Origin of the sequence: Ornithinibacillus xuwenensis (assembly GCF_039614845.1) — a bacterium.
In the GTDB taxonomy this organism is placed as follows: domain Bacteria; phylum Bacillota; class Bacilli; order Bacillales; family Amphibacillaceae; genus Ornithinibacillus; species Ornithinibacillus xuwenensis.
The window spans coordinates 1-22186 of record NZ_JBDIML010000003.1 but is presented as its reverse complement, the minus strand read 5'-3'; the positions used below and the strand labels follow the sequence as shown (position 1 = coordinate 22186).

At 37.0% G+C, this 22186-nt stretch carries 25 protein-coding genes; 19 read left to right on the top strand and 6 right to left on the bottom strand.

From position 1 onward, the window contains the following. Positions 1-20 precede the first annotated feature (20 nt). From ABC228_RS09380 to modB, 12 genes are all read left to right on the top strand, one after another. Complete coding sequence (locus ABC228_RS09380; RefSeq protein WP_345824878.1) at positions 21-2372, top strand: FdhF/YdeP family oxidoreductase; 2352 nt, start codon at positions 21-23, stop codon at positions 2370-2372. Positions 2373-2383: 11 nt separating this feature from the next. Further along, positions 2384-3196, top strand: a complete 813-nt coding sequence (fdhD, locus tag ABC228_RS09375; protein WP_345824877.1) for a formate dehydrogenase accessory sulfurtransferase FdhD — start codon at positions 2384-2386, stop codon at positions 3194-3196. Positions 3197-3286: 90 nt separating this feature from the next. Then, the gene (moaA, locus tag ABC228_RS09370) at positions 3287-4291 is read left to right on the top strand and encodes a GTP 3',8-cyclase MoaA (protein WP_345824876.1); all 1005 of its coding nucleotides are present in this window, start codon (positions 3287-3289) and stop codon (positions 4289-4291) included. Positions 4292-4320: 29 nt separating this feature from the next. Then, complete coding sequence (locus ABC228_RS09365; RefSeq protein WP_345824875.1) at positions 4321-5331, top strand: MoeB/ThiF family adenylyltransferase; 1011 nt, start codon at positions 4321-4323, stop codon at positions 5329-5331. Between the two features lie 12 nt (positions 5332-5343). Continuing rightward, a complete protein-coding gene (locus tag ABC228_RS09360; protein WP_345824874.1) occupies positions 5344-6657 on the top strand; it encodes a molybdopterin molybdotransferase MoeA in 1314 nt (437 codons plus the stop codon). After that, positions 6647-7126 carry a molybdenum cofactor biosynthesis protein MoaE gene (locus ABC228_RS09355; RefSeq protein ID WP_345824873.1) on the top strand — a complete coding sequence of 160 codons (480 nt, stop codon included), beginning with the start codon at positions 6647-6649 and terminating at the stop codon, positions 7124-7126. Before ABC228_RS09360 ends, ABC228_RS09355 begins: the two co-directional genes overlap by 11 nt. After that, positions 7123-7356 (top strand): molybdopterin converting factor subunit 1, encoded by a 234-nt coding sequence (gene moaD, locus ABC228_RS09350; RefSeq protein ID WP_345824872.1) that lies wholly within the window; start codon positions 7123-7125, stop codon positions 7354-7356. The genes ABC228_RS09355 and moaD overlap by 4 nt, the downstream gene beginning before the upstream one ends. 2 nt (positions 7357-7358) lie before the next feature. Continuing rightward, complete coding sequence (mobB, locus tag ABC228_RS09345; protein WP_345824871.1) at positions 7359-7865, top strand: molybdopterin-guanine dinucleotide biosynthesis protein B; 507 nt, start codon at positions 7359-7361, stop codon at positions 7863-7865. Then, entirely contained in the window at positions 7858-8460 is a 603-nt protein-coding gene (locus ABC228_RS09340; RefSeq protein WP_345824870.1) for a molybdenum cofactor guanylyltransferase, read from the top strand. The genes mobB and ABC228_RS09340 overlap by 8 nt, the downstream gene beginning before the upstream one ends. Further along, complete coding sequence (locus tag ABC228_RS09335) at positions 8453-8974, top strand: MogA/MoaB family molybdenum cofactor biosynthesis protein (protein WP_345824869.1); 522 nt, start codon at positions 8453-8455, stop codon at positions 8972-8974. Before ABC228_RS09340 ends, ABC228_RS09335 begins: the two co-directional genes overlap by 8 nt. 6 nt (positions 8975-8980) lie before the next feature. Beyond that, positions 8981-9763 carry a molybdate ABC transporter substrate-binding protein gene (gene modA / locus ABC228_RS09330; protein WP_345824868.1) on the top strand — a complete coding sequence of 261 codons (783 nt, stop codon included), beginning with the start codon at positions 8981-8983 and terminating at the stop codon, positions 9761-9763. Next, positions 9763-10410, top strand: coding sequence for a molybdate ABC transporter permease subunit (modB, locus tag ABC228_RS09325; RefSeq protein ID WP_345824867.1), 648 nt, complete (start codon positions 9763-9765; stop codon positions 10408-10410). The genes modA and modB overlap by 1 nt, the downstream gene beginning before the upstream one ends. A 7-nt stretch (positions 10411-10417) precedes the next feature. On the opposite strand, the gene moaC is transcribed toward modB, so the two are convergent. Both moaC and ABC228_RS09315 read right to left on the bottom strand, forming a co-directional pair. Then, the gene (gene moaC, locus ABC228_RS09320) at positions 10418-10909 is read right to left on the bottom strand and encodes a cyclic pyranopterin monophosphate synthase MoaC (RefSeq protein WP_345824866.1); all 492 of its coding nucleotides are present in this window, start codon (positions 10907-10909) and stop codon (positions 10418-10420) included. 99 nt (positions 10910-11008) lie between these two features. Further along, positions 11009-11599, bottom strand: coding sequence for a DNA-3-methyladenine glycosylase (locus tag ABC228_RS09315; RefSeq protein WP_345824865.1), 591 nt, complete (start codon positions 11597-11599; stop codon positions 11009-11011). Positions 11600-11896: 297 nt separating this feature from the next. Between ABC228_RS09315 and ABC228_RS09310 the strand changes: the two genes are divergently transcribed. Genes ABC228_RS09310 through ABC228_RS09300 form a run of 3 tightly spaced genes read left to right on the top strand, consistent with a single transcriptional unit; the run spans position 11897 to position 15843 of the window. Beyond that, on the top strand, positions 11897-12514 hold the full coding sequence (locus tag ABC228_RS09310) for a phosphotransferase family protein (RefSeq protein ID WP_345825506.1): 618 nt from the start codon (positions 11897-11899) through the stop codon (positions 12512-12514). Between the two features lie 11 nt (positions 12515-12525). Beyond that, positions 12526-13080, top strand: coding sequence for a GNAT family N-acetyltransferase (locus ABC228_RS09305; protein WP_345824864.1), 555 nt, complete (start codon positions 12526-12528; stop codon positions 13078-13080). Positions 13081-13113: 33 nt separating this feature from the next. Continuing rightward, positions 13114-15843 (top strand): UPF0182 family membrane protein, encoded by a 2730-nt coding sequence (locus ABC228_RS09300; protein WP_345824863.1) that lies wholly within the window; start codon positions 13114-13116, stop codon positions 15841-15843. Positions 15844-16007: 164 nt separating this feature from the next. Here the strand turns inward: ABC228_RS09300 and ABC228_RS09295 are convergent, their stop codons facing one another. Together ABC228_RS09295 and ABC228_RS09290 are read right to left on the bottom strand one after the other, a co-directional pair. Further along, positions 16008-16115: a YjcZ family sporulation protein gene (locus tag ABC228_RS09295; RefSeq protein WP_345824862.1), complete on the bottom strand. Its 108-nt coding sequence runs from the start codon at positions 16113-16115 to the stop codon at positions 16008-16010. 157 nt (positions 16116-16272) lie between these two features. Beyond that, entirely contained in the window at positions 16273-16704 is a 432-nt protein-coding gene (locus ABC228_RS09290; RefSeq protein WP_345824861.1) for a YndM family protein, read from the bottom strand. Between the two features lie 126 nt (positions 16705-16830). On the opposite strand from ABC228_RS09290, the gene ABC228_RS09285 reads away from it, so the two are divergent. Beyond that, positions 16831-18027: a DHH family phosphoesterase gene (locus tag ABC228_RS09285; protein WP_345824860.1), complete on the top strand. Its 1197-nt coding sequence runs from the start codon at positions 16831-16833 to the stop codon at positions 18025-18027. A gap of 109 nt (positions 18028-18136) precedes the next feature. Further along, a complete protein-coding gene (locus ABC228_RS09280; protein WP_345824859.1) occupies positions 18137-19120 on the top strand; it encodes a ring-cleaving dioxygenase in 984 nt (327 codons plus the stop codon). A 103-nt stretch (positions 19121-19223) separates the two neighbouring features. Here the strand turns inward: ABC228_RS09280 and ABC228_RS09275 are convergent, their stop codons facing one another. Next, positions 19224-19433 carry a hypothetical protein gene (locus tag ABC228_RS09275; RefSeq protein WP_345824858.1) on the bottom strand — a complete coding sequence of 70 codons (210 nt, stop codon included), beginning with the start codon at positions 19431-19433 and terminating at the stop codon, positions 19224-19226. A gap of 17 nt (positions 19434-19450) precedes the next feature. Further along, positions 19451-20149 carry a YetF domain-containing protein gene (locus ABC228_RS09270; RefSeq protein WP_345824857.1) on the bottom strand — a complete coding sequence of 233 codons (699 nt, stop codon included), beginning with the start codon at positions 20147-20149 and terminating at the stop codon, positions 19451-19453. Positions 20150-20366: 217 nt separating this feature from the next. Between ABC228_RS09270 and ABC228_RS09265 the strand changes: the two genes are divergently transcribed. Continuing rightward, positions 20367-21014, top strand: a complete 648-nt coding sequence (locus tag ABC228_RS09265; RefSeq protein ID WP_345824856.1) for a DUF3889 domain-containing protein — start codon at positions 20367-20369, stop codon at positions 21012-21014. 160 nt (positions 21015-21174) lie between these two features. Continuing rightward, complete coding sequence (locus tag ABC228_RS09260; protein WP_345825505.1) at positions 21175-21531, top strand: DUF1360 domain-containing protein; 357 nt, start codon at positions 21175-21177, stop codon at positions 21529-21531. The last annotated feature ends 655 nt before the right edge of the window (positions 21532-22186 follow it).

Sequence of the window (22186 nt, the reverse complement as noted above, 5' to 3'; positions counted from 1 at the left end):
TATGTCAGGAGGGGTATAGATTGGGCAACACGAAGCATACTGGTCCTATCAAAATATCAAAGAAACCGGATCCTAAATTGTGGGTAAGCAAAGTCCCGTTTGGTTTAGGGAAAGTAAAGCCACATCATATTCGGGATACTATGAAAGTAGTTTGGGAGAATAAGGATAACTTGCCGTACGCCACACGGATTTTGACGCAAGGAGTTTGTGATGGCTGTGCACTCGGAGTTTCAGGACTACAAGATCAAACATTAAAAGGTCCACATGTTTGTACAACTCGATTAAATGTGCTGCGTTTAAATACGATGTCTGCCATCAAAGAAGATATTCTGCATGCGGATATTGATGATCTTCGTAAAATGAGTAGTACGGAGCTAAGAAAGCTTGGGAGAATACCCTATCCACTTATGCGAAAGCCAGGTGAGCGAAAGTTTTCACGAATTACTTGGGATGCTGCCCTTGATAAAATTTCCGACAAAATGAAAACGCTTAACCCAAAACAATTCGCGTTTTATACTACCTCACGTGGCATTACCAATGAAGTGTACTATACGTTAGGTAAAGTAGCGCGTTTCCTTGGCACGAATAATGTGGATAATGCATCAAGAATATGCCACTCTCCTTCCAAGACAGCCTTAAGTCGTTCTATTGGGGTAGGGGCATCGACCTGTAACTATAAGGACTGGATTGGAACGGACGTACTCGTATTTTGGGGTTCAGTTGCTGCCAATAACCAGCCTGTTTCGACGAAATATATGTATGCAGCCAAGCGAAAAGGAACGAAAATCATCATTATTAATCCTTATCATGAGCCAGCGATGGATAAGTATTGGGTACCTTCCATACCGGAATCGGCTTTATTTGGGACGAAGATAGCTGATGATTTCTTCCAAGTAAATATTGGTGGAGACATAGCTTTCATGCATGGGATTATGAAACATTGGTTTGAAATGGAGAAAAATAGGCCTGGATCGGCATTAAATCATGAGTTTATTGAGAAACATGTCAACAATCTAGATGATTTAAGAACGAAGGTTACGTCTTTTAGTTGGGAGCAATTGGTACAGTCATCAGGTATATCAAAAGAAAGAATGCTAGAATTAGCAGAGCTATTAGCCAATTCATCTTCAGCGGTATTTGTATGGTCAATGGGATTGACACAGCATCGTTTCGGGACGGATAACATATCACAAGTAGCGAATCTTGCATTATTACAAGGGTTTCTTGGGAGAGAGCATTGTGGTTTAATGCCTATTCGCGGTCATTCTGGTGTACAGGGTTCAGCCGAAATGGGAGCCGATCCATTCTCGTTACCAGGTGGGGGAATGGATGAAGTGAATCGTGGCCGGATCGAAAAAATTTGGGGATTTGATATCCCTGAATGGCAAGGGGATATTGTAGGTGTAACATTAGAGAATGCCCTTTTACCGGAAGACCACGCCCGAAAGCTTAAGCTCTACTATATGTCGGGGGGGAATTTTTTAGAAACAATGCCAGACCCTGATTTTGTAAGGCAGACCCTTGAAAATATTGATATTCGGATTCACCAAGATATTATATTAAATACATCTACTCTATTAGATGCGAAAGAAGCTGTCATTGTTCTTCCAGCAATGACAAGGTATGAGCAGCCTGGTGGTGGAACATCAACATCGACCGAGAGAATGGTATATTTTTCGCCAGAAATAAAAGGTCCGAGAATTGAAGAAGCAAGGCCTGAGTGGGAGGTTTATGTTGACCTAGCAAAACGTGTAAATCCTGAAAAGAAGGAATTAATTGACTTTGAGGATGCCTATGCAATTCGAGAGGAAATTTCGAAAGCAGCACCTAATTATTACGGAATTGACAACTTGAAGAAAAAGGGCGACCTTTTTCAATGGGGGGGCGCATGGCTTTGTGAAGATGGAATATGTCCCACATCAGATGGGAAAGGAAATTTAATTCCAGTTGAGCTGCCAGAGCTTCGTAAACCAGAAGGGCATTTTTATGTAACGACAAGACGTGGAAAACAATTTAATTCGATGATTTATCATGATAAGGATCCTTTTAACTCAGCAGATCGTTATGATGTGTTATTCAATGAAAAGGACGGCAGTGAACTGGGTATTAAAGAGGGGGAGGCTATCGTTGTTTATAATCAACACGGCTCATTTACTGGACGTGCAAAATTTGAACCTGTACGGTCAGGGAATGTAGAAGTACATTGGCCTGAAGGAAATTCATTAATACCAAAAGGAGTTTACGAGAGCTTTGCTGGTATTCCAGAATATAATACGGCTGTTATTGTGGAAAAGGCGGAAACATATTTTGCCCACAAGGATACCAAGTATGTTGAGAAACGAGTTGAAGAACTTGAAATGGAACCAAATTAGAAGGTGAAATCATGAATGAAAATCTGGATAATTGGGAAATTGTCCGTTTTAATGGAATAGAATCTAGCATTTCATATGAAGAAATTGCGGAAGAGTTTCCCCTTACTATTATTCTTAATGGCAAGGAATTCGCGACAATGGTTTGTTCCCTATCCCATATAGAAGAGCTAATTATTGGATTTCTTGCATCAGAAGGTATTATCCGATATATGGAGGAAATTAATACAGTCTCTATCGACTCCAATCGTGGGTTTGCATATGTTGAGCTCCATCGAGAGGTTGACGCTACTCAGCATGATCATTCAAAGCGTTTTATTGGGTCCTGTTGTGGTAAGAGTAGACAATTTTATTTTAAAAGTGATGTCAAAACTGCAAAAACAATAACAAGCCGTCTAACGATATCGGTTGAACAATGTTATAATTTAATGAAAGAACTTCAAGTACAATCTGAACAATTTAAACGCACAGGCGGTGTTCATAATGCTGCGCTAGCCACACCAGAAGGCATACTAGAGATTCGTACGGATATTGGAAGACATAATGCACTTGATAAAGTATATGGTTATGTGTTGGAAAAGAAGTTGTCATTGTCAGATAAATTAGTTGTCTTTAGTGGTCGTATTTCATCTGAAGTCTTATTAAAGATTTCTAAACTTGGTGTTGGAATTTTACTTTCTAAATCAGCACCTACTAACTTAGCGTTAAACCTAGCAAATGATCTCGGAATTACAGTGATTGGATTTGCTAGAGGGGATAAAATGAATGTTTACACCCATTCCCATCGCATTTTAGAGGTAGTTCAAGAGTCAACGGAAAATAAATGATAGATTACTTGGAGCTGTATGGTGCTAATTATACAGCTCCAAATCTTAGTTGTGTATGGTAACTAAAATAAGAGGAGGCTTACTGGATTCATGCTTACAGACAAATTTGGTCGTCCCTTACAGGATTTACGAATCTCAGTAACCGATCGATGTAATTTTCGATGTACATATTGTATGCCAAAGGAGATATTTGGAAAGGACTATCCATTTTTACCAAAGAGTCATTTACTCTCTTTTGAGGAAATAGAAAGGCTGTCAAGCTCCTTTGTGAAATTAGGCGTAAAAAAGATTCGTTTAACTGGTGGCGAGCCTTTACTAAGAAGAGATTTACCAGAGCTCATCTCGAATTTGTCCAGAATTGAGGGATTAGAAGATATCGGCCTTACTACAAATGCGACACTGCTTGAAAAGATGGCATATGAGCTGAAAACGGCAGGGTTAAAACGGATAAATGTTAGTTTGGATGCATTAGACAATAATCTTTTTCATTCGATAAATGAGAGTGGTATTAGTGCAGAACGTGTTATAAAAGGGATTGATAGAGCTATTCAAGAAGGCATGCAAGTGAAAGTAAATATGGTCGTAAAAAAAGGGATGAATGAGCAGCAGGTTGTTCCAATGGCTCAATTTTTTAAAGATAAAGAGATTACGTTGCGCTTTATCGAATTTATGGATGTTGGGAAGACAAACGGTTGGGATTATCGAACTGTTGTTACCAAGAAGGAATTATTCCAGAAGCTAACCAAGCATTTTGAACTAGAACCGCTTGTCCCGGCGTACATTGGTGAGGTAGCAAAGCGGTACAAATATGTTGGAACAAGTACAGAAGTAGGCTTTATTACATCCGTATCAGAATCGTTCTGTTCCACGTGTACAAGAGCTAGAATTGCTGCTGACGGGAAGCTATATAGCTGTTTGTTTGCATCGGGAGGTTTTGATTTTAAAGAGCTCCTTCGTTCTGGTGCAACCGATGAAGAAATAGAAAATCGAATTTCATCAATCTGGAATAATCGTCATGATCGATATTCAGATGAGCGAACTGAGGAATCCGCAAGAAATAAAGAGAAAATTGAAATGTCTTATATCGGCGGTTAACAACTTAAGAGATTGAGAGGAATAAGACCATGGATGATAGATATTCTCGTCAAACCTTATATAAACCAATCGGTGTAAATGGTCAGGATAAGCTTGGTAGGAAGCATGTGCTTCTGATAGGTTGTGGCGCATTAGGAACAGCAAATGCAGAGAGCTTAGTTCGTGCAGGAATTGGAAAGTTAACGGTTGTAGATCGTGATTATGTAGAACTGAGTAATTTACAAAGACAACTGCTTTTCACGGAGCAAGACTGTCAGGAACAATTACCAAAAGCTATTGCAGCTAAGAGAAGACTAACTTGTATTAATTCTTCGGTACAAATCGAAGCTCACGTAATGGACGCTAATAGTGTCAATCTATTTCCGTTATTTCGCGACGTTGATCTTGTTATTGATGCTACCGATAATTTCGATATTCGCTACATAATAAATGATTTCGTTCATCAATTTAAGGTACCATGGATTTTTGGCTCTTGTGTTGGTGGTACTGGAATGAGTTATACAGTCCTGCCAGGAAATACGCCTTGCTTACAGTGCTTACTAAAGGCCGCGCCTATATCAGGAGCGACTTGTGACTCTTTTGGAATTGTTGCCCCAACTGTCCAAATGGTTGTTGCGTTTCAGCAGACGGAGGCATTAAAAATTCTTGTTGAAGATTATGGTGCTTTAAGAAAAGAGCTTGTTACATTTGATGTATGGACTAACATGTTTCATTTTATCGATATAGAACGTGCCAAGAAAGAGGCGTGTCCAACCTGTGGACTGAATCCAAGTTATCCAGCCCTGCAATATGAAAACCAAACAAAAATGGAGATGCTTTGTGGTAGAAATACAGTTCAGATCAGGGGAACTCGTACCATAATGCTTGAGGAGGCAGCCAAGCGGTTGGAGAAATTAGGAGTGCTGAAACAAAATGAATTTTTGCTATCACTTGAATATCAGTCTTATCGTGTTGTTATATTTCGTGATGGACGAGTTTTGATTCATGGGACTGATTCTATTGAAACAGCTAGAAATCTGTATTATCAACTAATCGGATAGGGGGCATATAAAATGGTAGAAAGAAGAAAGCCCATAAAGGTAACAGAAGCGCTACAGCGGTTAATGGAATATAAGAAATATGGAGGCATCCAGCATACTCCAATTGAGGATTCCTATGGGCGTTTTCTTGGTCAGGATTTAGTAGCGGATCATGATGTGCCATTCTTTGACCGCTCACCTTATGACGGTTTTGCAATTCGTGCTATCGATACAAATGGAGCTTCAAGGGAAAATCCGATAACGTTTGAGGTTATTGGGGAAATCGGAGCAGGAAGTGTTTTTACGGATAATGTTGGTACACGACAAGCTGTTCGTATTATGACTGGTGCACAGATACCGGAGTATTGTGATGCGGTTGTAATGCTAGAGTTAGCAAATGAAGAATTAGTTGATGGAAAGCCGATGTTTCATTTAACACGCAGTGTGATTCCTGGAGAAAATATTTCATTTCAAGGCGAGGATACAAAACAAGGAACAATTTTGGCACCAAAGGGAACCTATATTAATCCTGGAATTGTCGCATTACTAGCTACTTTTGGATATAAACAAGTTCCGACAAGCTCCAAACCCAAAGTGGGTATTATTGCAACAGGTAGTGAACTTTTAGAAGTGGATGAAGCATTAGAACCAGGTAAAATCCGAAACAGCAATGCTTATATGGTATATGCACAACTTCAGCGAGCTGGTGCTGAGGCAATCTATTTGGGGCAATTTAGTGATGATTTTGATACTTGTTATAAGCAAGTATTGGATTCTCTTAGCAAGGTTGATTTTCTCATTACTACTGGAGGTGTTTCGGTCGGTGATTATGACTATCTCCCCGAAATTTACCAAAAGCTAGGTGCTAAAGTACTTTTTAATAAAATCGCAATGCGACCAGGAAGTGTTACAACAGTGGCAGCGTTAAATGGTCAGCTGCTATTCGGTCTCTCAGGAAATCCATCAGCCTGTTATGTAGGGTTTGAATTATTTACAAGACCCATCATCCGAACGTTTCTACATGCCTACCACCCATGCTTGAAAAAAGAAGTTGCTATACTTGGCTCTGACTTTTCAAAAGCAAACCCATTTGATCGATTTGTTCGAGGACATTTATCTTATGATAATGGAAGGTTAGTTGCCATTCCAGTGGGACTTGATAAATCGAATGTTGTTTCCTCATTAGGCTTGGCTGATATATTAATACAGTTACCTGGTGGCACAAGAGGATATGAACGAGGGATGGAGGTAACTGTTATTTTACTAGAGGATCAAGAAGGGGCCACAATCGATAGCTTTATAAAAAACAATATTAATGCTAGAAAGGAATTGCGCCATGAATATTGAGCGATTTGAAATCATTGAGGAGCCAATACAGATTCAGTCTATTATTGATAAAGTTACTCGGAGCGAAGCTGGTGCTGTGACAACCTTTGTTGGAACAGTTCGGGAATGGACAAAGGGAAGAAGAACCTTATATTTAGAATATCAAGCTTACAAGCCAATGGCTATAAAGATGCTGGAGAGAATAGGCAAGGAGATTATGGAGAAATGGAATGAGACAGAAGTTGCTATTACACATCGAATAGGAAGGTTAACTATATCCGATGTAGCTGTTGTAATAGCTGTTTCTTCACCACATCGAAAAGCAGCATATGAAGCTAATGAATATGCAATCGAACGGATTAAGCAAATTGTTCCAATATGGAAAAAGGAGCATTGGGAGGATGGCGAAACTTGGATTGGTGACCAACTAGAGAATGTAAACTATCCAAATGGTGAACCAACAGCAGTGTTTGAGGAGGGGAAAAGATGATTACGGTCCTGCTATTTGCTCAGCTTCAGGAGGAGATGGGCAAAGAACGATTTGAGCTAGAAATAAATGAACTATCCGTACAAGACTTAAAAGAATTAATTAAACAAAATTATAACCTCAATCAACTTGATCATGTAATGGTTGCAATAAATGAAGAATATGCCCTACCTTCTGATATCGTGTCACAAGGGGATGTTGTAGCATTTATTCCACCTGTTAGCGGTGGATAAGTATGAAGGTTCTGCAAGTAGTTGGGTACAAAAATAGTGGTAAGACAACCCTAACGAAAGAAATTATTACATATTATTCGAAAAAAGGCTGGAAAGTAGGAACTATTAAAAACCATGGGCATGGTGGAATTCCAATCGGATTACATGACACCGATAGCGAACAGCATCGAAGGGCAGGTTCTAAAATTGCAGGAGTTATAGGAGAAAATATTCTACAGCTTTCACAGGAAGAATGGGAAGTCGAAACGATTATCTCAATCTATGAATTGCTGGGGATTGAGTTATTAGTACTAGAGGGTTTTAAGCGGCTTGAATACCCAAAGTTAATCCTTATAAAAGATCGAAAAGAAATTCAGCTTCTTACGTCACTATCCAATATTATTGCTCTTATTTCGAAAACTGAGAAAGAGCTAGTAGGTTTGCAACTGCCTGTATTCGATAATAAGGATATTGAGCAGATTTGTAATTGTATTAGTATGCACATTCTGAAGGAGAATGACGATGAATAAGTCAATTATTGGCATAATACTAGGAGGTGGACAGTCAAGAAGATTTGGTTCACCAAAAGCGTTTGAAGAAAAAGACGGAGTTGCTTTCTATGAGTATTCCGTTCAGGCAATGGGTGCTTTTACAAAGGATATTATTCTTGTAACAAATACCAATCTATTAAGTAGATTTTCGGTAAATTCCTTGATGCATGTGATAACAGATATAGAAGATATAAATGGACTTGGTCCACTGGCTGGTATTTATTCAGCCATGGATAGAGCTAAAGCTGATTGGTATCTTGTTTCTCCTATTGATGTTCCGTTTATCGAAGCATCCATATTTGAAATGTTATTACAACAACATCAGGATAGTGATACTGATGCAATTGTTCCGATTGTAAATGGGAAGTTGCAACCACTGATTGCTGTTCTTAATTATTCGATAAAAGAAAAAGTGAAAGAACAACTTCGTATAAAAGAATTATCCATGAGGCAGTTATTCGATAAATGTCGGGTGACTTATTTTGCGATAGATAAGGAGAAACCCTTCATTAATATTAATACAAAAGATGATTTAGAAAGATATATCATGAAAGAGGAGGAGGAAAATGCTTGAAGAACATCGAAGAAATGCGAAGGAATCAGTAATATGCGCTGTTATGACGGTGAGTGATACACGAACAAAAGATACAGATAAAAGTGGGAAGTTAATAGTGGATTTACTTCAAGAAGCGGGTAACGAAGTATGTCACTATCAAATTGTCCCAGATGAAAAAGCCGCTATTCAGGAAGCAATTGAAGTGATAATTTCTGATACGTATGCAGAAGTACTGATACTAAATGGTGGAACGGGAATTTCTTTTCGAGATGTAACAGTCGAAGCAATTCAACCATTGTTTACGAAAGAAATACCTGGCTTTGGTGAACTGTTTCGGATACTAAGCTATCAATTAGATATAGGCTCGGCTAGTATGCTGTCAAGGGCGGTTGCTGGTGTTGTAAACCATCGGGTTATTTTTGCTACTCCTGGTTCAACGAAAGCAGTAAAATTAGCCATGGAGAAATTAATCTTACCAGAGTTAAGTCATGTGGTTCGAGAAGTTTCAAAGGATTTAAATGGGAAAAGGTGAGCGAGATTGCGAAGGGCTCCTATCTATATTAGTTTATTTTTTTTGTTAATGGGCTGTAGTTCAGATAAAGATCAAATTAATATAACGATCTCAGCAGCATCTAGTATGATGGATAGTCTATATGAGATCAAACAACAATTTGAACTAGAGCATCCAGAGGTGACCGTTTATTTTAATTTTGGTGGATCGGGTAGTCTGAGAAGGCAAATTGAGCAAGGAGCTCCAATTGATATTTTTATTTCTGCTTCTGAAAAAGAATATACTAGATTATTAGATGAAGAATTAGTAACAGCAGGAGAAGTAATTCTAAAAAATATACTAGTTGTTATATCACCGAAAGATAGTGAAAATAAATCATTAGAAGATTTCCTAAAGTCAACGGAAAAGCTTGCAATAGGTACACCAGGAGCTGTTCCAGCAGGAACTTATGCGAAAGAAGCGTTTGAAAATATGAATATATGGGATGAATTTGAAGAACGCAAAGTATTTGCCAAGGATGCAAGGCATGTTCTTACCCTTGTCAGTGAAGGGACAGTTGGCGCGGGTATTGTTTATGCTAGTGATGTGAAAAAATCAAATGAGATTTCGATACTAGAAGAACTAAATCCAATGTATCATCGTCCTATACGTTATTTCATGGCGCTGGTAGAAAAGGATTCAATCGAAGAACAAAAGAAAGTTTTTGCAATCAAACAATTTTACGATTATTTACAGACAGAGACGAGTTTAGCAATTTTTAAAGATTATGGGTTTGAAGTAGTTCAACAAGAGAAGCTGGTGAATGAATAATGGAATTTTCATGGCTTCCTGTTCAGCTATCGGTTTTTGTTTCGTTAGTTGCAACATGTATTACATGTATATTATGCGTGTTTGTATCCTATTGGATGGTTCGTAAATCATTTAGAGGGAAATCAATAATAGAGACAATCTTTTTCCTTCCATTGGTTCTGCCACCATCTGTCATTGGGTTCTTATTAATCATTATTTTTGGTAATAATAGTCCGGTTGGACAAGCAATTCAAGCAATTACAGGTCGAAGTGTAATTTTTACTGTTTCAGCAGCGGTTATTGCGGCTACAGTTGTCGCATTTCCACTTATGTATCAGTCTATCAAAACGGGATTTCAATCCGTAGATTTGAATATTATTGGAGCAGCTAAAGTTGACGGTGCAGGTAACTGGCGTATACTGTGGAAAATTATTATTCCAGTGTCCTCAAGAGCAATTATTGCAGGCGTAATTTTAAGTTTTACGAGGGCATTCGGAGAGTTTGGCGCAACCCTAATGTTTGCTGGAAACATACCAGGTCAAACGCAAACGATTCCAACAGCAATTTATTTAGGAATTGAATCTGGTCAGACGCAAATTGCTTGGTATTATGTATTAATAAGTGTAACATTTGCATTCATACTTTTATTTAGTATTAATCGAAAATAGAGAGTAATTACTCACTATTTTCGATTCGTTTATAATCGCCACTTTTACCGCCACTTTTTTCAAGTAAATAGGTTGATCCAATTATCATGTTTTTATCTACAGCCTTACACATATCATAAATCGTTAATGCGGTTATAGAAGCAGCAGTTAATGCTTCCATTTCAACTCCGGTACTTCCAATGGTCTTAACTTCTGTTTGAATGCTTAGCTCGTAGCAATTTTGTTGTATTTCTTCCCATGAAAATGTGATATTTACACCACTTATCGGAATTGGATGACACATCGGAATCAATGAAGAAGTCTGTTTAGCTGCCATGATACCAGCCACCTGTGCAACAGAAAGTACATCACCTTTTTTTATTGTTTGGTCTTGAATTGCATTATAAACCTCGGAACTCATTTGAATACTAGCGTGCGCTATTGCAACTCGAGAACTTTGCTCTTTATCCGAAATGTCAACCATTTTTGCACGTCCATCTTCATTAAAATGTGTTAGCATGTTTCAAATCCTCCCACAATATCCTTCGTTAATTTCATCATAGGATAGTCAATAGAAAAAGACAAGTTCACCGTTTAATGCAGTGTTTTAACGGAAAAATTATCTTGATACAAATGGATTTTGGGGAATCCAAAATCGATATGGGTAGTTTTTTGCTTCTCCGGAATTATCAATACCAATCCGAGTTCCATGGTCAATCTGTCTGGGCTTCTTACCTTGGGTGATATATAGGGAAGAGTTATAAAAGGGTTTTCCGTAATCATCCATGGTGATATGCATTGCTTTGGTAAGCTTTCCAGGCCCACTAGTAAGGTTTTTGAAATTTGTTACTGGCCTTCTCTTTAGCATTAGGTCAATTCCTGTAAATGGTTCAACTGCTCGGATTAAGATTGCTTCAGGAACATCTACAGGACCAGATACGACATTCACGAGACAATGCGTATGCATTTGGTATGTGTAAACTAAACCTGCATCATGAAACATTACTTCTGTTCGTTTCGTTCGGCGATTTTGGTAGCTATGTGCTGCTTGGTCTACTGTGCCGAGGTAGGCCTCCGTTTCGACGATAATACCGGAGGAGACACCTTCACTCGTTTCTTTTACAAGAATACAGCCAAGTAATTCCTTGGCTAAATCAAGTGTTGGAGTTTCATAGAATTCTTTGGGCAGAGGCTTTAATTGTTCATCCATACTTACAATTTCCTTTCTCCTGTTCGTGAATAGCAATAGGGTATCATTCTTTGCTTCATTATTAAAGTCCTTACAGTAAAGCTATGGTAAAATAATGAGAAGAATATTCTTTTGCGGGGGGAGTTTTTGATTCCAATTCAAATTGAAGATATTCCATTTGAGTTCGTACAAGTCACTGGTACAATTAAACAGGTAACTTTTCCTAGTCAAGGCTGTACCTCTAGCGTAGCAATTCTGAACTGTTTAAATGGGCAATTTGTCTTAAAGTGCTCGAGAGGGGAGTAATTCTATAGCTGGCTGAACAAAGAAGCAAAGATATTAAAATTGCTAGAAAATACTTCTGTACCAATCCCAAAGCTACATAAAGTAGTATCTAATAAAGAAAATCGAGAATGTTGGGTATTGATGGAATATGTACAAGGCGTAACCTTACGTGAAGCATTAGCTACAAGTAATACGGAGGCAGAAAGAGCTAATTTAATTTACCAGTTTGGGCAAATTTTACGTCAAGTTCATGAATCAGATTGCCCTAAAGGACTTGTAGAAAAGAAGCCTTGGATAGACAGAATGCTCGCAGAAGCTAGCTATAACCTGGAACGATATCAGGTAGATGGGTCTAGAATTTTGCTAGAGAAACTAATAAAAACGAAACCTAATCGTAAAAAACAAACACTAATACATGGTGATTTTACAATAGATAACGTCATGGTTAAAGATGGCAAAATCAACAAAATTATTGATTGGAGCGGAGGGGCTTTTGGTGACCCGTTCTATGATGTGTCATTGGCGATAAGGCCCCATCTTAATGTATTTGAAAAGAAAACAGACAAAGCAATTTTCTTTGAAGGCTATGGTGATAAAATTAATGAGGAGTCGTATCAGTATTTTGCAGAAGGCTTATATGAGTTTTTCTAAGGAGAAATAACATGGGACGTAATACGCTTTCAATTGAAACAGAAAGGCTTGTAATTCGATCTTATCAGCTCGAGGACTACCCAAATTGGTACAAGCAATTTGATAAAGAAAAACAGAAAAGACCCAGCTATTCAAAGGAAGGGTATTCGAAATGGATTCAGGGGTTGAATAACGATGCGGATAGCGATAAAATGTACAACTTCGGTATTTTTCGAAAACACGATGGTGTAAATGTTGGAAAAATAGAAGTATGGACAATTCTTCGCATGGATTACCAATGGGCAATGATGGGATATTCTCTATATAAACAGTATTGGAAACAGGGATATGCGACAGAAGCTGTGCTAGCAGCTACAGATGCTTTTTTTAATGAGCTTGACTATCATCGAATAGAATTACATATTGATACTGGGAATACCCCTTCCCAAAAAGTTGCTAAGCGTACAGGGTTTAAGTTCGAGTGTACACGTATTGCATTTTCATATGAGAATGGTGTCTGGACAGATATGGATATCTATTATAAAAATAAAGGTGAAACTTTTTACGGAAATGAACGTAATAACTAGTGATAATTAATTTGTTTAGTAGGAGGAACAGCATTGGATTTTACGGTATTTGAAAATAAATCTACCAAAAAGAAACCAAGCCTATCGAAAGGAAAGTCTATCATACTGATTGTTTTAGTAGCACTCATCCTTATTGGCTTATTGTCAGTTGGACTTTTTACAGATTATATCTGGATGGATACGTTAGGTTTTCGAAGTGTCTTTACAACCATTCTTGGTAGTAAGATATTATTAGCTACAATTGGTTTTTTAGTATTTTTCGTATTAACAGCAATTACATTTTTTTGGATAAGAAGCTCATATGTAAGTTATTTAGGAAAGGAAAAGCTACCGCCGTTTATTCTTGATAAGAAAAAAAGTAATGTCATTATTTTTGGTGGTTCTGCTGTAATTGGCTTAATTGGTAGTTTTCTAGTTCAAGGAATTGGTTGGGAACCCTTACTGAAGTTTTTGAATCAAGCTTCTTTTGGTGTTACTGATCCATACTTTAATTTAGATATTTCATTTTATATGTTTACACTGCCTTTATTAAAGATTGCCCTGAATTTATTATTAGGTTTAGCGTTATTCTATTTCTTTATAGAGGCTGGATTTTATTCGGTTTTTGGCATGTATCGTAAAAGTAAAAAAGCACAAATCCATATGGGTATCTCCCTAGGCTTTGTTGGCTTATTGCTTGCTGGCCTACATTTACTTGCACCATATGAAACCTTACTAACGAACCAAGTAAATATGTTTCAAGAAAGTGCTGTATATGGATTAAGTTATACGGATAATCTCATTAATATTCCAAAAGCTTATATCTTAGCTGGAGTTGCAGTTATTGGTACTATTTGGATGATTATAGCCATGAATCGTGGGAAGATACTATCAATGGCAATTCCAATCGTTGCTTATATATTGCTTGTCGTTATTGGGCAGGTCTCCAGTGTGGTTGTACAAAGTTTTGTCGTGTCACCGAACGAATTTTCAAAGGAAGAACCATATTTAGCAAATAACTTGGATTATACGCGTACTGCCTACGATATTGAAGAAATAGATGAGGCGGAGCATCCTGCTAATGAAACGTTGGATGGAGCGATGGTGGAGAGAAATAAGAAAACATTAGACAATGTAAGAATTAATGACGTCCGTCCATTGCAAGAAGTGTATGACCAAACACAGACAATCAGAACCTATTACTCCTTTAATGATGTGGATATTGATCGGTATATGGTCGATGGAGAATATGAACAGGTATTTGTAAGTGCTAGAGAATTAACTACTGAAGATTTACCAGAACAAGCAAAGACATGGGAAAATCAGAACTTACGCTATACACACGGGTATGGAATTGTGATGAGTCATGTTAATCAAGTTACTCCGCAGGGGCAACCAGAATACATGTTAAATAACCTTCCTCCTCAAGGAGTAATGGATATTACAAAACCACAAATCTATTATGGTGAGGAAATCTATGATGAGGTAATTGTGAAGAGTAAAAAGGAAGAATTTGATTATCCTCAAGGTAGCGACAATGCGACTTCGAGATATGAAGGAGATGTCGGTATACCGTTAACAGGTATTAACCGCCTGCTATTTGCAATTGACACGATGAATTTCCGTATGCTAGTTTCTGATCAAATTACAGAGGATAGCCTTTTACTACAGACCCGAAATATTGTCGATCGTGTAAATCGTATCGCACCATTTTTCTCATATGATGAAGATCCGTATATTTTCGTTCGTGAGGATGGTAGCCTAGCTTGGATGATGGATGCTTACCTTACAGAAGAACATTATCCATATGCAGAGCCATATGGTGAAGGTGGAAAAAACTATATTCGAAATTCAGTAAAAGTAGTGATTGATGCTTATACAGGGGAGGCTAGTTTCTATGTGGTCAATCCGGAGGATCCATTGTTACAGACGTATCAGAATATGTTCCCTGATTTATTTACTGAAGACATTCCGGAAGATATTCAAGCACATTTCCGTTATCCAGAAAAATTATTCCAGATTCAAGCATCCATGTATGGAACGTATCATATGTCTAACCTAGAGGTCTTTTATAATCGGGAAGATGTTTGGCAGTTCCCTACAGAGAAATATTATAATGAAGATGTTGTCATGGAGCCTTACTTTGTCACCATGAAGCTACCTGAGTATGATGAAGAAGAGTTTATACTAATGCAGCCATTTACCCCACGTAATAGGCAAAATATGATTGCTTGGATGGGTGTACGTAATGATGGTGAACACTATGGTGAAATGTTTGTATATCGTTTCCCTAAGCAAAAAAATGTTTATGGACCACAGCAAATTGAGAATCGTATAAATCAGGATAGTGTCATTTCCCAGCAGTTGAACCTTTGGTCACAAGGAGGATCTGAGGTAATTCGTGGAAATCTCCTTGCGATACCAATTGAAGATACAATACTCTATGTGGAACCTATCTATATTGAATCGTCAAACGAAACATCTCTTCCGGAGGTAAAGCAAGTCGTATTAGCTTACGGAGACTACATTGTCATGGAGGAGAATTTTGAAGCAGCATTAAATCGTATACTTCAAAAAATTGATCCAAATCATCAGCCGGAAGAAAATCAAGATCCAGTTGAAGAAGATGTAGAAGGTACAGATCCAATTCTAAATGCGGATGAGGTTCTGTCTGAAGTATCCGACTTATTTGATGCCTATCAATCCGCTTTATCGGAAGGTAACTGGCAAGAAGCTGCGGATTTAATGACAGAAATTGAAACAATTTTAACAGAAGTTGAGTAGTAATTAACGACTAGATGTGAAAAAGAGTGGTTCAGTTATATACTGATACCACTCTTTTTTATTCATGAGTAGCATTAAGTTAAAGGAATAGGAACTTTTACTTGGCAATAAGAAAAAGGTAGTGTCAGTTAAATTTCTGACACTACCTTTTAGAAAACTTGATATTAGTATCCTCCACCAACATAAGTGGTTCCTACAATAATGAGTAGGATAAATAGTACTACGATTAAGGCAAAGTTGTTTCCATATCCGCCACCGCCATCGTAACCCATAACATATCCCTCCTTTGTACGTTTATCAATTTTATAATATGAATATGTACCAAAACTGAAGTAGACATCTATGGTATAAAACGGTAAAATGTGCTTTCTCATTATCCCAATTTTAAAAAGACTTCTGTTAAGAAGTCTTCAATTTGTGGATATTTCCTTAGTGGTCTTCATCTAAGTCCGAACTAAATTCAGTCTGCATTCTATTTTGGGATATTTTTAAGTCCTTTGGTGACGTGGAAACTGTGTCATCTAGAATCTGTTTTTTCATATAGCAATGATAAAAATATTCTCCTACTGCTATAATCAAAGCAGAAATTAATGACGCATCTGCTAAAGAAATATTCGCTTCTGATAGGTATTGTACTGTAATCCAAATTCCTGCAAATGCAAGTCCAAAATCAGCAATTGTTGCCCAAAAATTACTAACACTTGGAAGGATATATATATCAATCATATATGCAACTGCACTCATAATAAAGCTAGTAAGTAATATGTCATTGAGTGATACTTCATAAACCATTCCTAATACAATCCACAATACTATAGCTATCATGATGAATTTTAACAGGAAAGATGTTACATACTTCAAATGAATAACTCCTCTCTAACCAACACAATATTTAGTACTAACATTCCCAGCAATCTTTTTTTCATTCGAAATGAAAAATCTATATTTTTAAAAGCTTTATGCATACTACAATCAGAGGTGAACAATATGTATAAATTACTTTCTCATAATGATTTAGACGGCGTGGGCTGTGGAATTCTTGCAAAACTTGCTTTTGGAAAACAAGTCCATGTCCGGTATAACGCAGTAGGAGGCTTAGATAGAGAAGTAGCTTGGTTCTTAGATAAGAAAGATTCAGATACCTTTTTATTTATTACGGATTTATCTGTACATGAAGAAAATGAAAAAAGGCTTGAGGAATTTTACCAGAATGGTGGAAAACTTCAATTAATCGATCACCATAAAACAGCAATGCATTTTAATCAATATGATTGGGGACATGTGGCTGTTGAGGACAGTGAAGGCAGATTAAATTCTGCAACGTCTTTGTTTTATGAATACTTACTGCAGAAAGAGTATATAAATCCTAAACCAGCAATTGAAGAGTTTGTTGATTTGGTAAGACAATATGATACTTGGGAATGGGAGAAGAATGATAATCAACAAGCACATCGTTTAAATGCGCTTTTCTTTCTTGTATCGATAGATGAGTTTGAAGAAAAAATGCTAGAGCGATTACAAGATAATGAGCACTTTTATTTTGACGAATTTGAGAAGAAAATACTTGATATGGAAGATAATAAGATCGAACGCTATATTCGACGAAAAAGAAGAGAACTTGTTCAAAATAAAATAGGGAATAATTTTGCAGGAATAGTATTTGCTGAATCCTACCATTCGGAGTTAGGAAATGAGTTAGGAAAAGAATATCCACATTTGGATTATATTGCGATTATTAATATAGGTGGCAGACGGATGGGATTTCGAACCATTCATGATGATATCGATGTTTCAGAAATTGCTGGAGTATACGGTGGTGGAGGGCATGCAAAAGCAGCAGGTTGCTCTATGACTGATGAAGCCTATAAATACTTTGTAGAAGAAACATTTCAGCATGATCCACTACGGGAAGATGCAAGGCGAAATCGATACAATGTTAAGCGGAGTATGTTTGGAACACTTTATAAGAGTAAATCAGAAGATTATTATCTGTTATATCAGCATTCTAATGGAAGATGGAATCTTGAAAAAAACCATCAACAGCTAGAACAAGAATTCCCTAATTTTGACGAAGGTGAAAAATTTCTAAAAAGAACGTTTGAATCGTGGCTAGTGAGAGATGAGGAATTTGTGCATTACTTAATGGAAAAAATCAAGTTGAAGAGAGCTACTAAAGGCAACTGACTCTTAGCATATCCATTGACATGGATGTTTACTTATGATAATTTTAATTTGAATTAAATATATCTTAATTAAAAGTATTTTATGCTTCATTGACTAGGGGGCTTGTAAATTGAATCATCTTAAAGGAATGCATCATGTCACGGCAATAACAAGTAGTGCAGAAGAGAACTATAAATTTTTCACCTATGTTTTAGGAATGCGATTAGTGAAAAAGACGGTTAACCAGGACGATATCCAAACATACCATCTGTTTTTTGCAGATGATAAGGGAAGCGCTGGAACCGATATGACATTTTTTGATTTTCCTGGGATTCCAAAAGGAATGCATGGAACCGACGAAATTTATAAGACATCATTTCGTGTACCAAATGATGAAGCTTTAACGTATTGGGTAAGACGTTTTGAACGTTTAGGTGTTGAGCATCAGGGAATTCAAGAAATGTTTGGGAAGAAGACTCTTTCTTTTATTGACTTTGATGACCAGCATTATCAATTGATTTCAGATGAGAATAATCACGGTGTTAAATCAGGAACACCTTGGCAAAAGGGACCAATTCCATTAGAATTTGCAATTACTGGCTTGGGACCGTTATTTGTAAGGGTTTCAAATTTTGATTATTTTAAGGAATTGCTTGAAAAGGTATTCCTATTTAAAGAAATAAATAGTGAGGGGGCCATTCATTTATTTGAGGTTGGTGAAGGAGGGAATGGTGCACAAGTAGTGGTAGAATATAATTCAGTTCTTCCGCGAGCACGTCAAGGCTATGGAACTGTGCATCATGCCGCGTTTCGCGTAGCAGATCGCTCTGAACTTGATCAGTGGATGTCTCGTGTGCATAGCTTCGGTTTTCAGTCATCAGGTTTTGTAGATCGGTTCTTTTTTGGGTCACTATACGTGAATGTAGCACCTCAAATTTTATTTGAATTTGCTACAGATGGTCCTGGTTTTATGGGAGACGAGCCATATGAAACACTTGGCGAGAAATTATCACTCCCACCTTTTCTAGAATCAAAGCGAGATCAGATAGAGAAAATGGTACGCCCGATTGATACTGTTCGCAGTTCAATTGATTTTGAAAAAGAATATGAATAAACAAAAGACAAGACGCCTTTCAATCTGAGGAACGTCTTGTCTTTTGTTAAAATTCAGTCACTAGATGGGATTAAATTTCTTTATCTATATTAATAGGATACCTCTAATGAAGAATAGTAAAATCATGCTCCATTAATGTCATAGCAATTCTTTCCATTGAAATTTCCTTTTGATTGAATTCTATCTTGACCTCTCCATCAGCAGTATCGACTAAGACTCTTTCAACCCCAATAACATCATTTAATACTTGTTCTAGCCTTTGAATATATGGCTCAGAAAATGCTTCTTTTATATAGAAGGTTTGCTCCTGCATCGTCTAACTCCTTTTGTTTAATGTGTAAAATCCTGTCTTTTATCAACAAATAATGTGCCATCAGATTTAACTTCAGCATAAAACACATCAGAGATGCTTTGGATTCCTGCTTGCTTAAGTTGATCATCTATCCATTTGCGATCAAACCCTAACTTAGAGAGGTTTTTCTGATTTATAGTTCCATCGGTGATTACTTCTGTTGATAAGGGAATAATTTTATCTGAATATGTTAATAAATTTATATCTTCTTTGGTAAGAGCTTGCTTATTTTCTTTCTTCTTAACCGATAACTTTCCACTTGTTTCAAAAATAGCATACTCAACTTCTGTTAAGGAAAAGGCGTTGTTTGTTCTTAGTAAGGAATTTAACGAATCCATATCCAGACGAACCTTCTTCATTGCATCCTCTATAATCTTTCCATTTTTAATCACAATCATCGGTTCACCAGTCGTTATTTTTCTAGCTTTCTTTGACTTTATATCAATATACCCCATCAATAATGTAAAAATCGTCCATCCAACTAGAGAAATGATCCCGTATAATATGGAAAAGTTTGCAGTTGTTACTAGGCTTGCGGCAATTGTCCCGATTGAAATAGCGGATACGAAATTAAAAAATGTCATTTGACTAATTTCTTTTCTACCCATAATTCTAGTTAAGATGAATAATGCGATAAATGACAATGCAATACGAAGTAGTAGCTCTGATATTTCCAATGCTAATAGCTCCTTCATTTTTTACCGTTATTCTTTGATTGAAATTCTTTATTTATACAATTGAAACGTTAAATATCCTATATAAATTGAGATGCGCTGTAACAGGTCAACCATGTCATATCATATTCTTCTATTATAGGGTGGTAAACGATGAAAATTGTCCTATGAAAATTTCATTTTCCGGTAACTAATTGTTGCCTGTAAATTGGGGGAAAGTATGATGTATTATAATTATTCAAGTAGTAATCAGCCTGGATACAGTCCATATCCTGTATATGGGTATAGCCCATTATCACAGGGCTATTTTGCGAATATGGCAATGGATTTTCGTCAACAGGTTATCAAAGGGCAAGCTACATGGACAGAGGGAGGACAGGTTACAAAATGTGGTATCCCTTGGTCAAGAAATCAATACCTAACAGTTGCTGTAGATGAAAGTACGTCGTATCAGTGTGGACAATCACTGAAAATTAGAAACCCCGCAAATGCAAGAGAAGTAATTGTAACGGTTGTTGATCAAGTACCAGGTTATCCGCAGAATAGAGTGAATTTACATCGAAGAGCTTTTCAGGCATTAGGTGGAAACCTTAACCAAGGTATTCTTAATATCGAAATTATGCCTTCACCTGAACTTGAAGAGGAAAAGTGGGGGAAATATCTCTTGGAGCTTGTACAAACTGCTTATCCAGGCTCACGAGTAACGGATTATAGTTCTGTTGGAAAAAACCAAATGTCTCCAACAAGAGTGAGGGAGACTTTTGATTTTATATTATCTACCCAACAGGAACAGATAAAAATACGAGGTAACGTCATTTATGATCCGCAAACAGATCGAGTCATTTCATTTGATTTAGCAGAAATTTAATCCTTAATCGGTCACCGAGTATAAGTGGCCGATTTTTTGATTGCTCGTACTTTTGCATACTTAGGTATATATCTGTGTCAATTTCTAGTTTGAAAAATATACTATCCTATAACACATGATTAAAAAAACTATTCCTAACTGGATGAGAAGGATGACATCGATGATAGATGGTTGGTTTGAATTTACATTACTGATGCTTGCTTCTTTTCGATTAACTAGGCTTATTGTCTTTGATAAGATAACTAGCTTTATTCGAAAACCTTTCCATCATGAAGTTGAAGAAGTCGATACAGATGGAACCACAGTTACCTTTATCGAAATAAAAGGGCAAGGTATACGGCATTGGTTGGGAGAATTATTAAGTTGTTATTGGTGTTCTGGTATTTGGTGTACTGCGATTCTGTTCGTATTATTGGTTAGCTGGCCAACAGGTGGCGAAGTAATTATTACGTTACTAGCAATTGCGGGTGCTGCAGGAATTTGTGAAGCTATTGTTCAAAGACTTATTAATGAATGAATTTGCTTAAGGAGGAATGTCGTACATGAATAAGCAAAACAAAGTCGTGAGTAATTCCTCAACCAAACCTCAAAGAAAAAGAGCAAAAAAATCAGGGTGTGGCTGTGGTAGGAGAAGAAAGACTCGCTAACAGGCTTTTTAGAAGCCTGTTTTATTTTTATTCAATTATTTTAATACCATGGTAATCAATTCCAATAAAAAAACATGGATTGAATTGTTGACATAGAGCCTTCTTCCGTTGTAAGATAGTTTTCCACCGTTGATAAAGCGAATTGCGCATCTACAGTGGTGAATAGCATGTATTGTGAAACTTTAAAAAATGTTTGACATTGATATTGAGAATATGTTAAATTATTTAACGTTGCTCATTTAAGAGCCGAAAAAAAGTTGAAAAAAGTTGTTGACATAGCGTAGGCGGCGTGATACGATATAAAAGTTGTCGCTAAAAACAACAATGAAGATTTTGCTCCTTGAAAACTGAACAAAACAACCAGTATGTCAAGAAAAAACATACCCTGTTTTTTCGAAAAAAGAAATACAGAAGCTAGCGCTTCTTTGCTAAGAAACAACCTATAATTGATTGGTGTCAATTATAGACAAACTTTTTTGGAGAGTTTGATCTTGGCTCAGGACGAACGCTGGCGGCGTGCCTAAT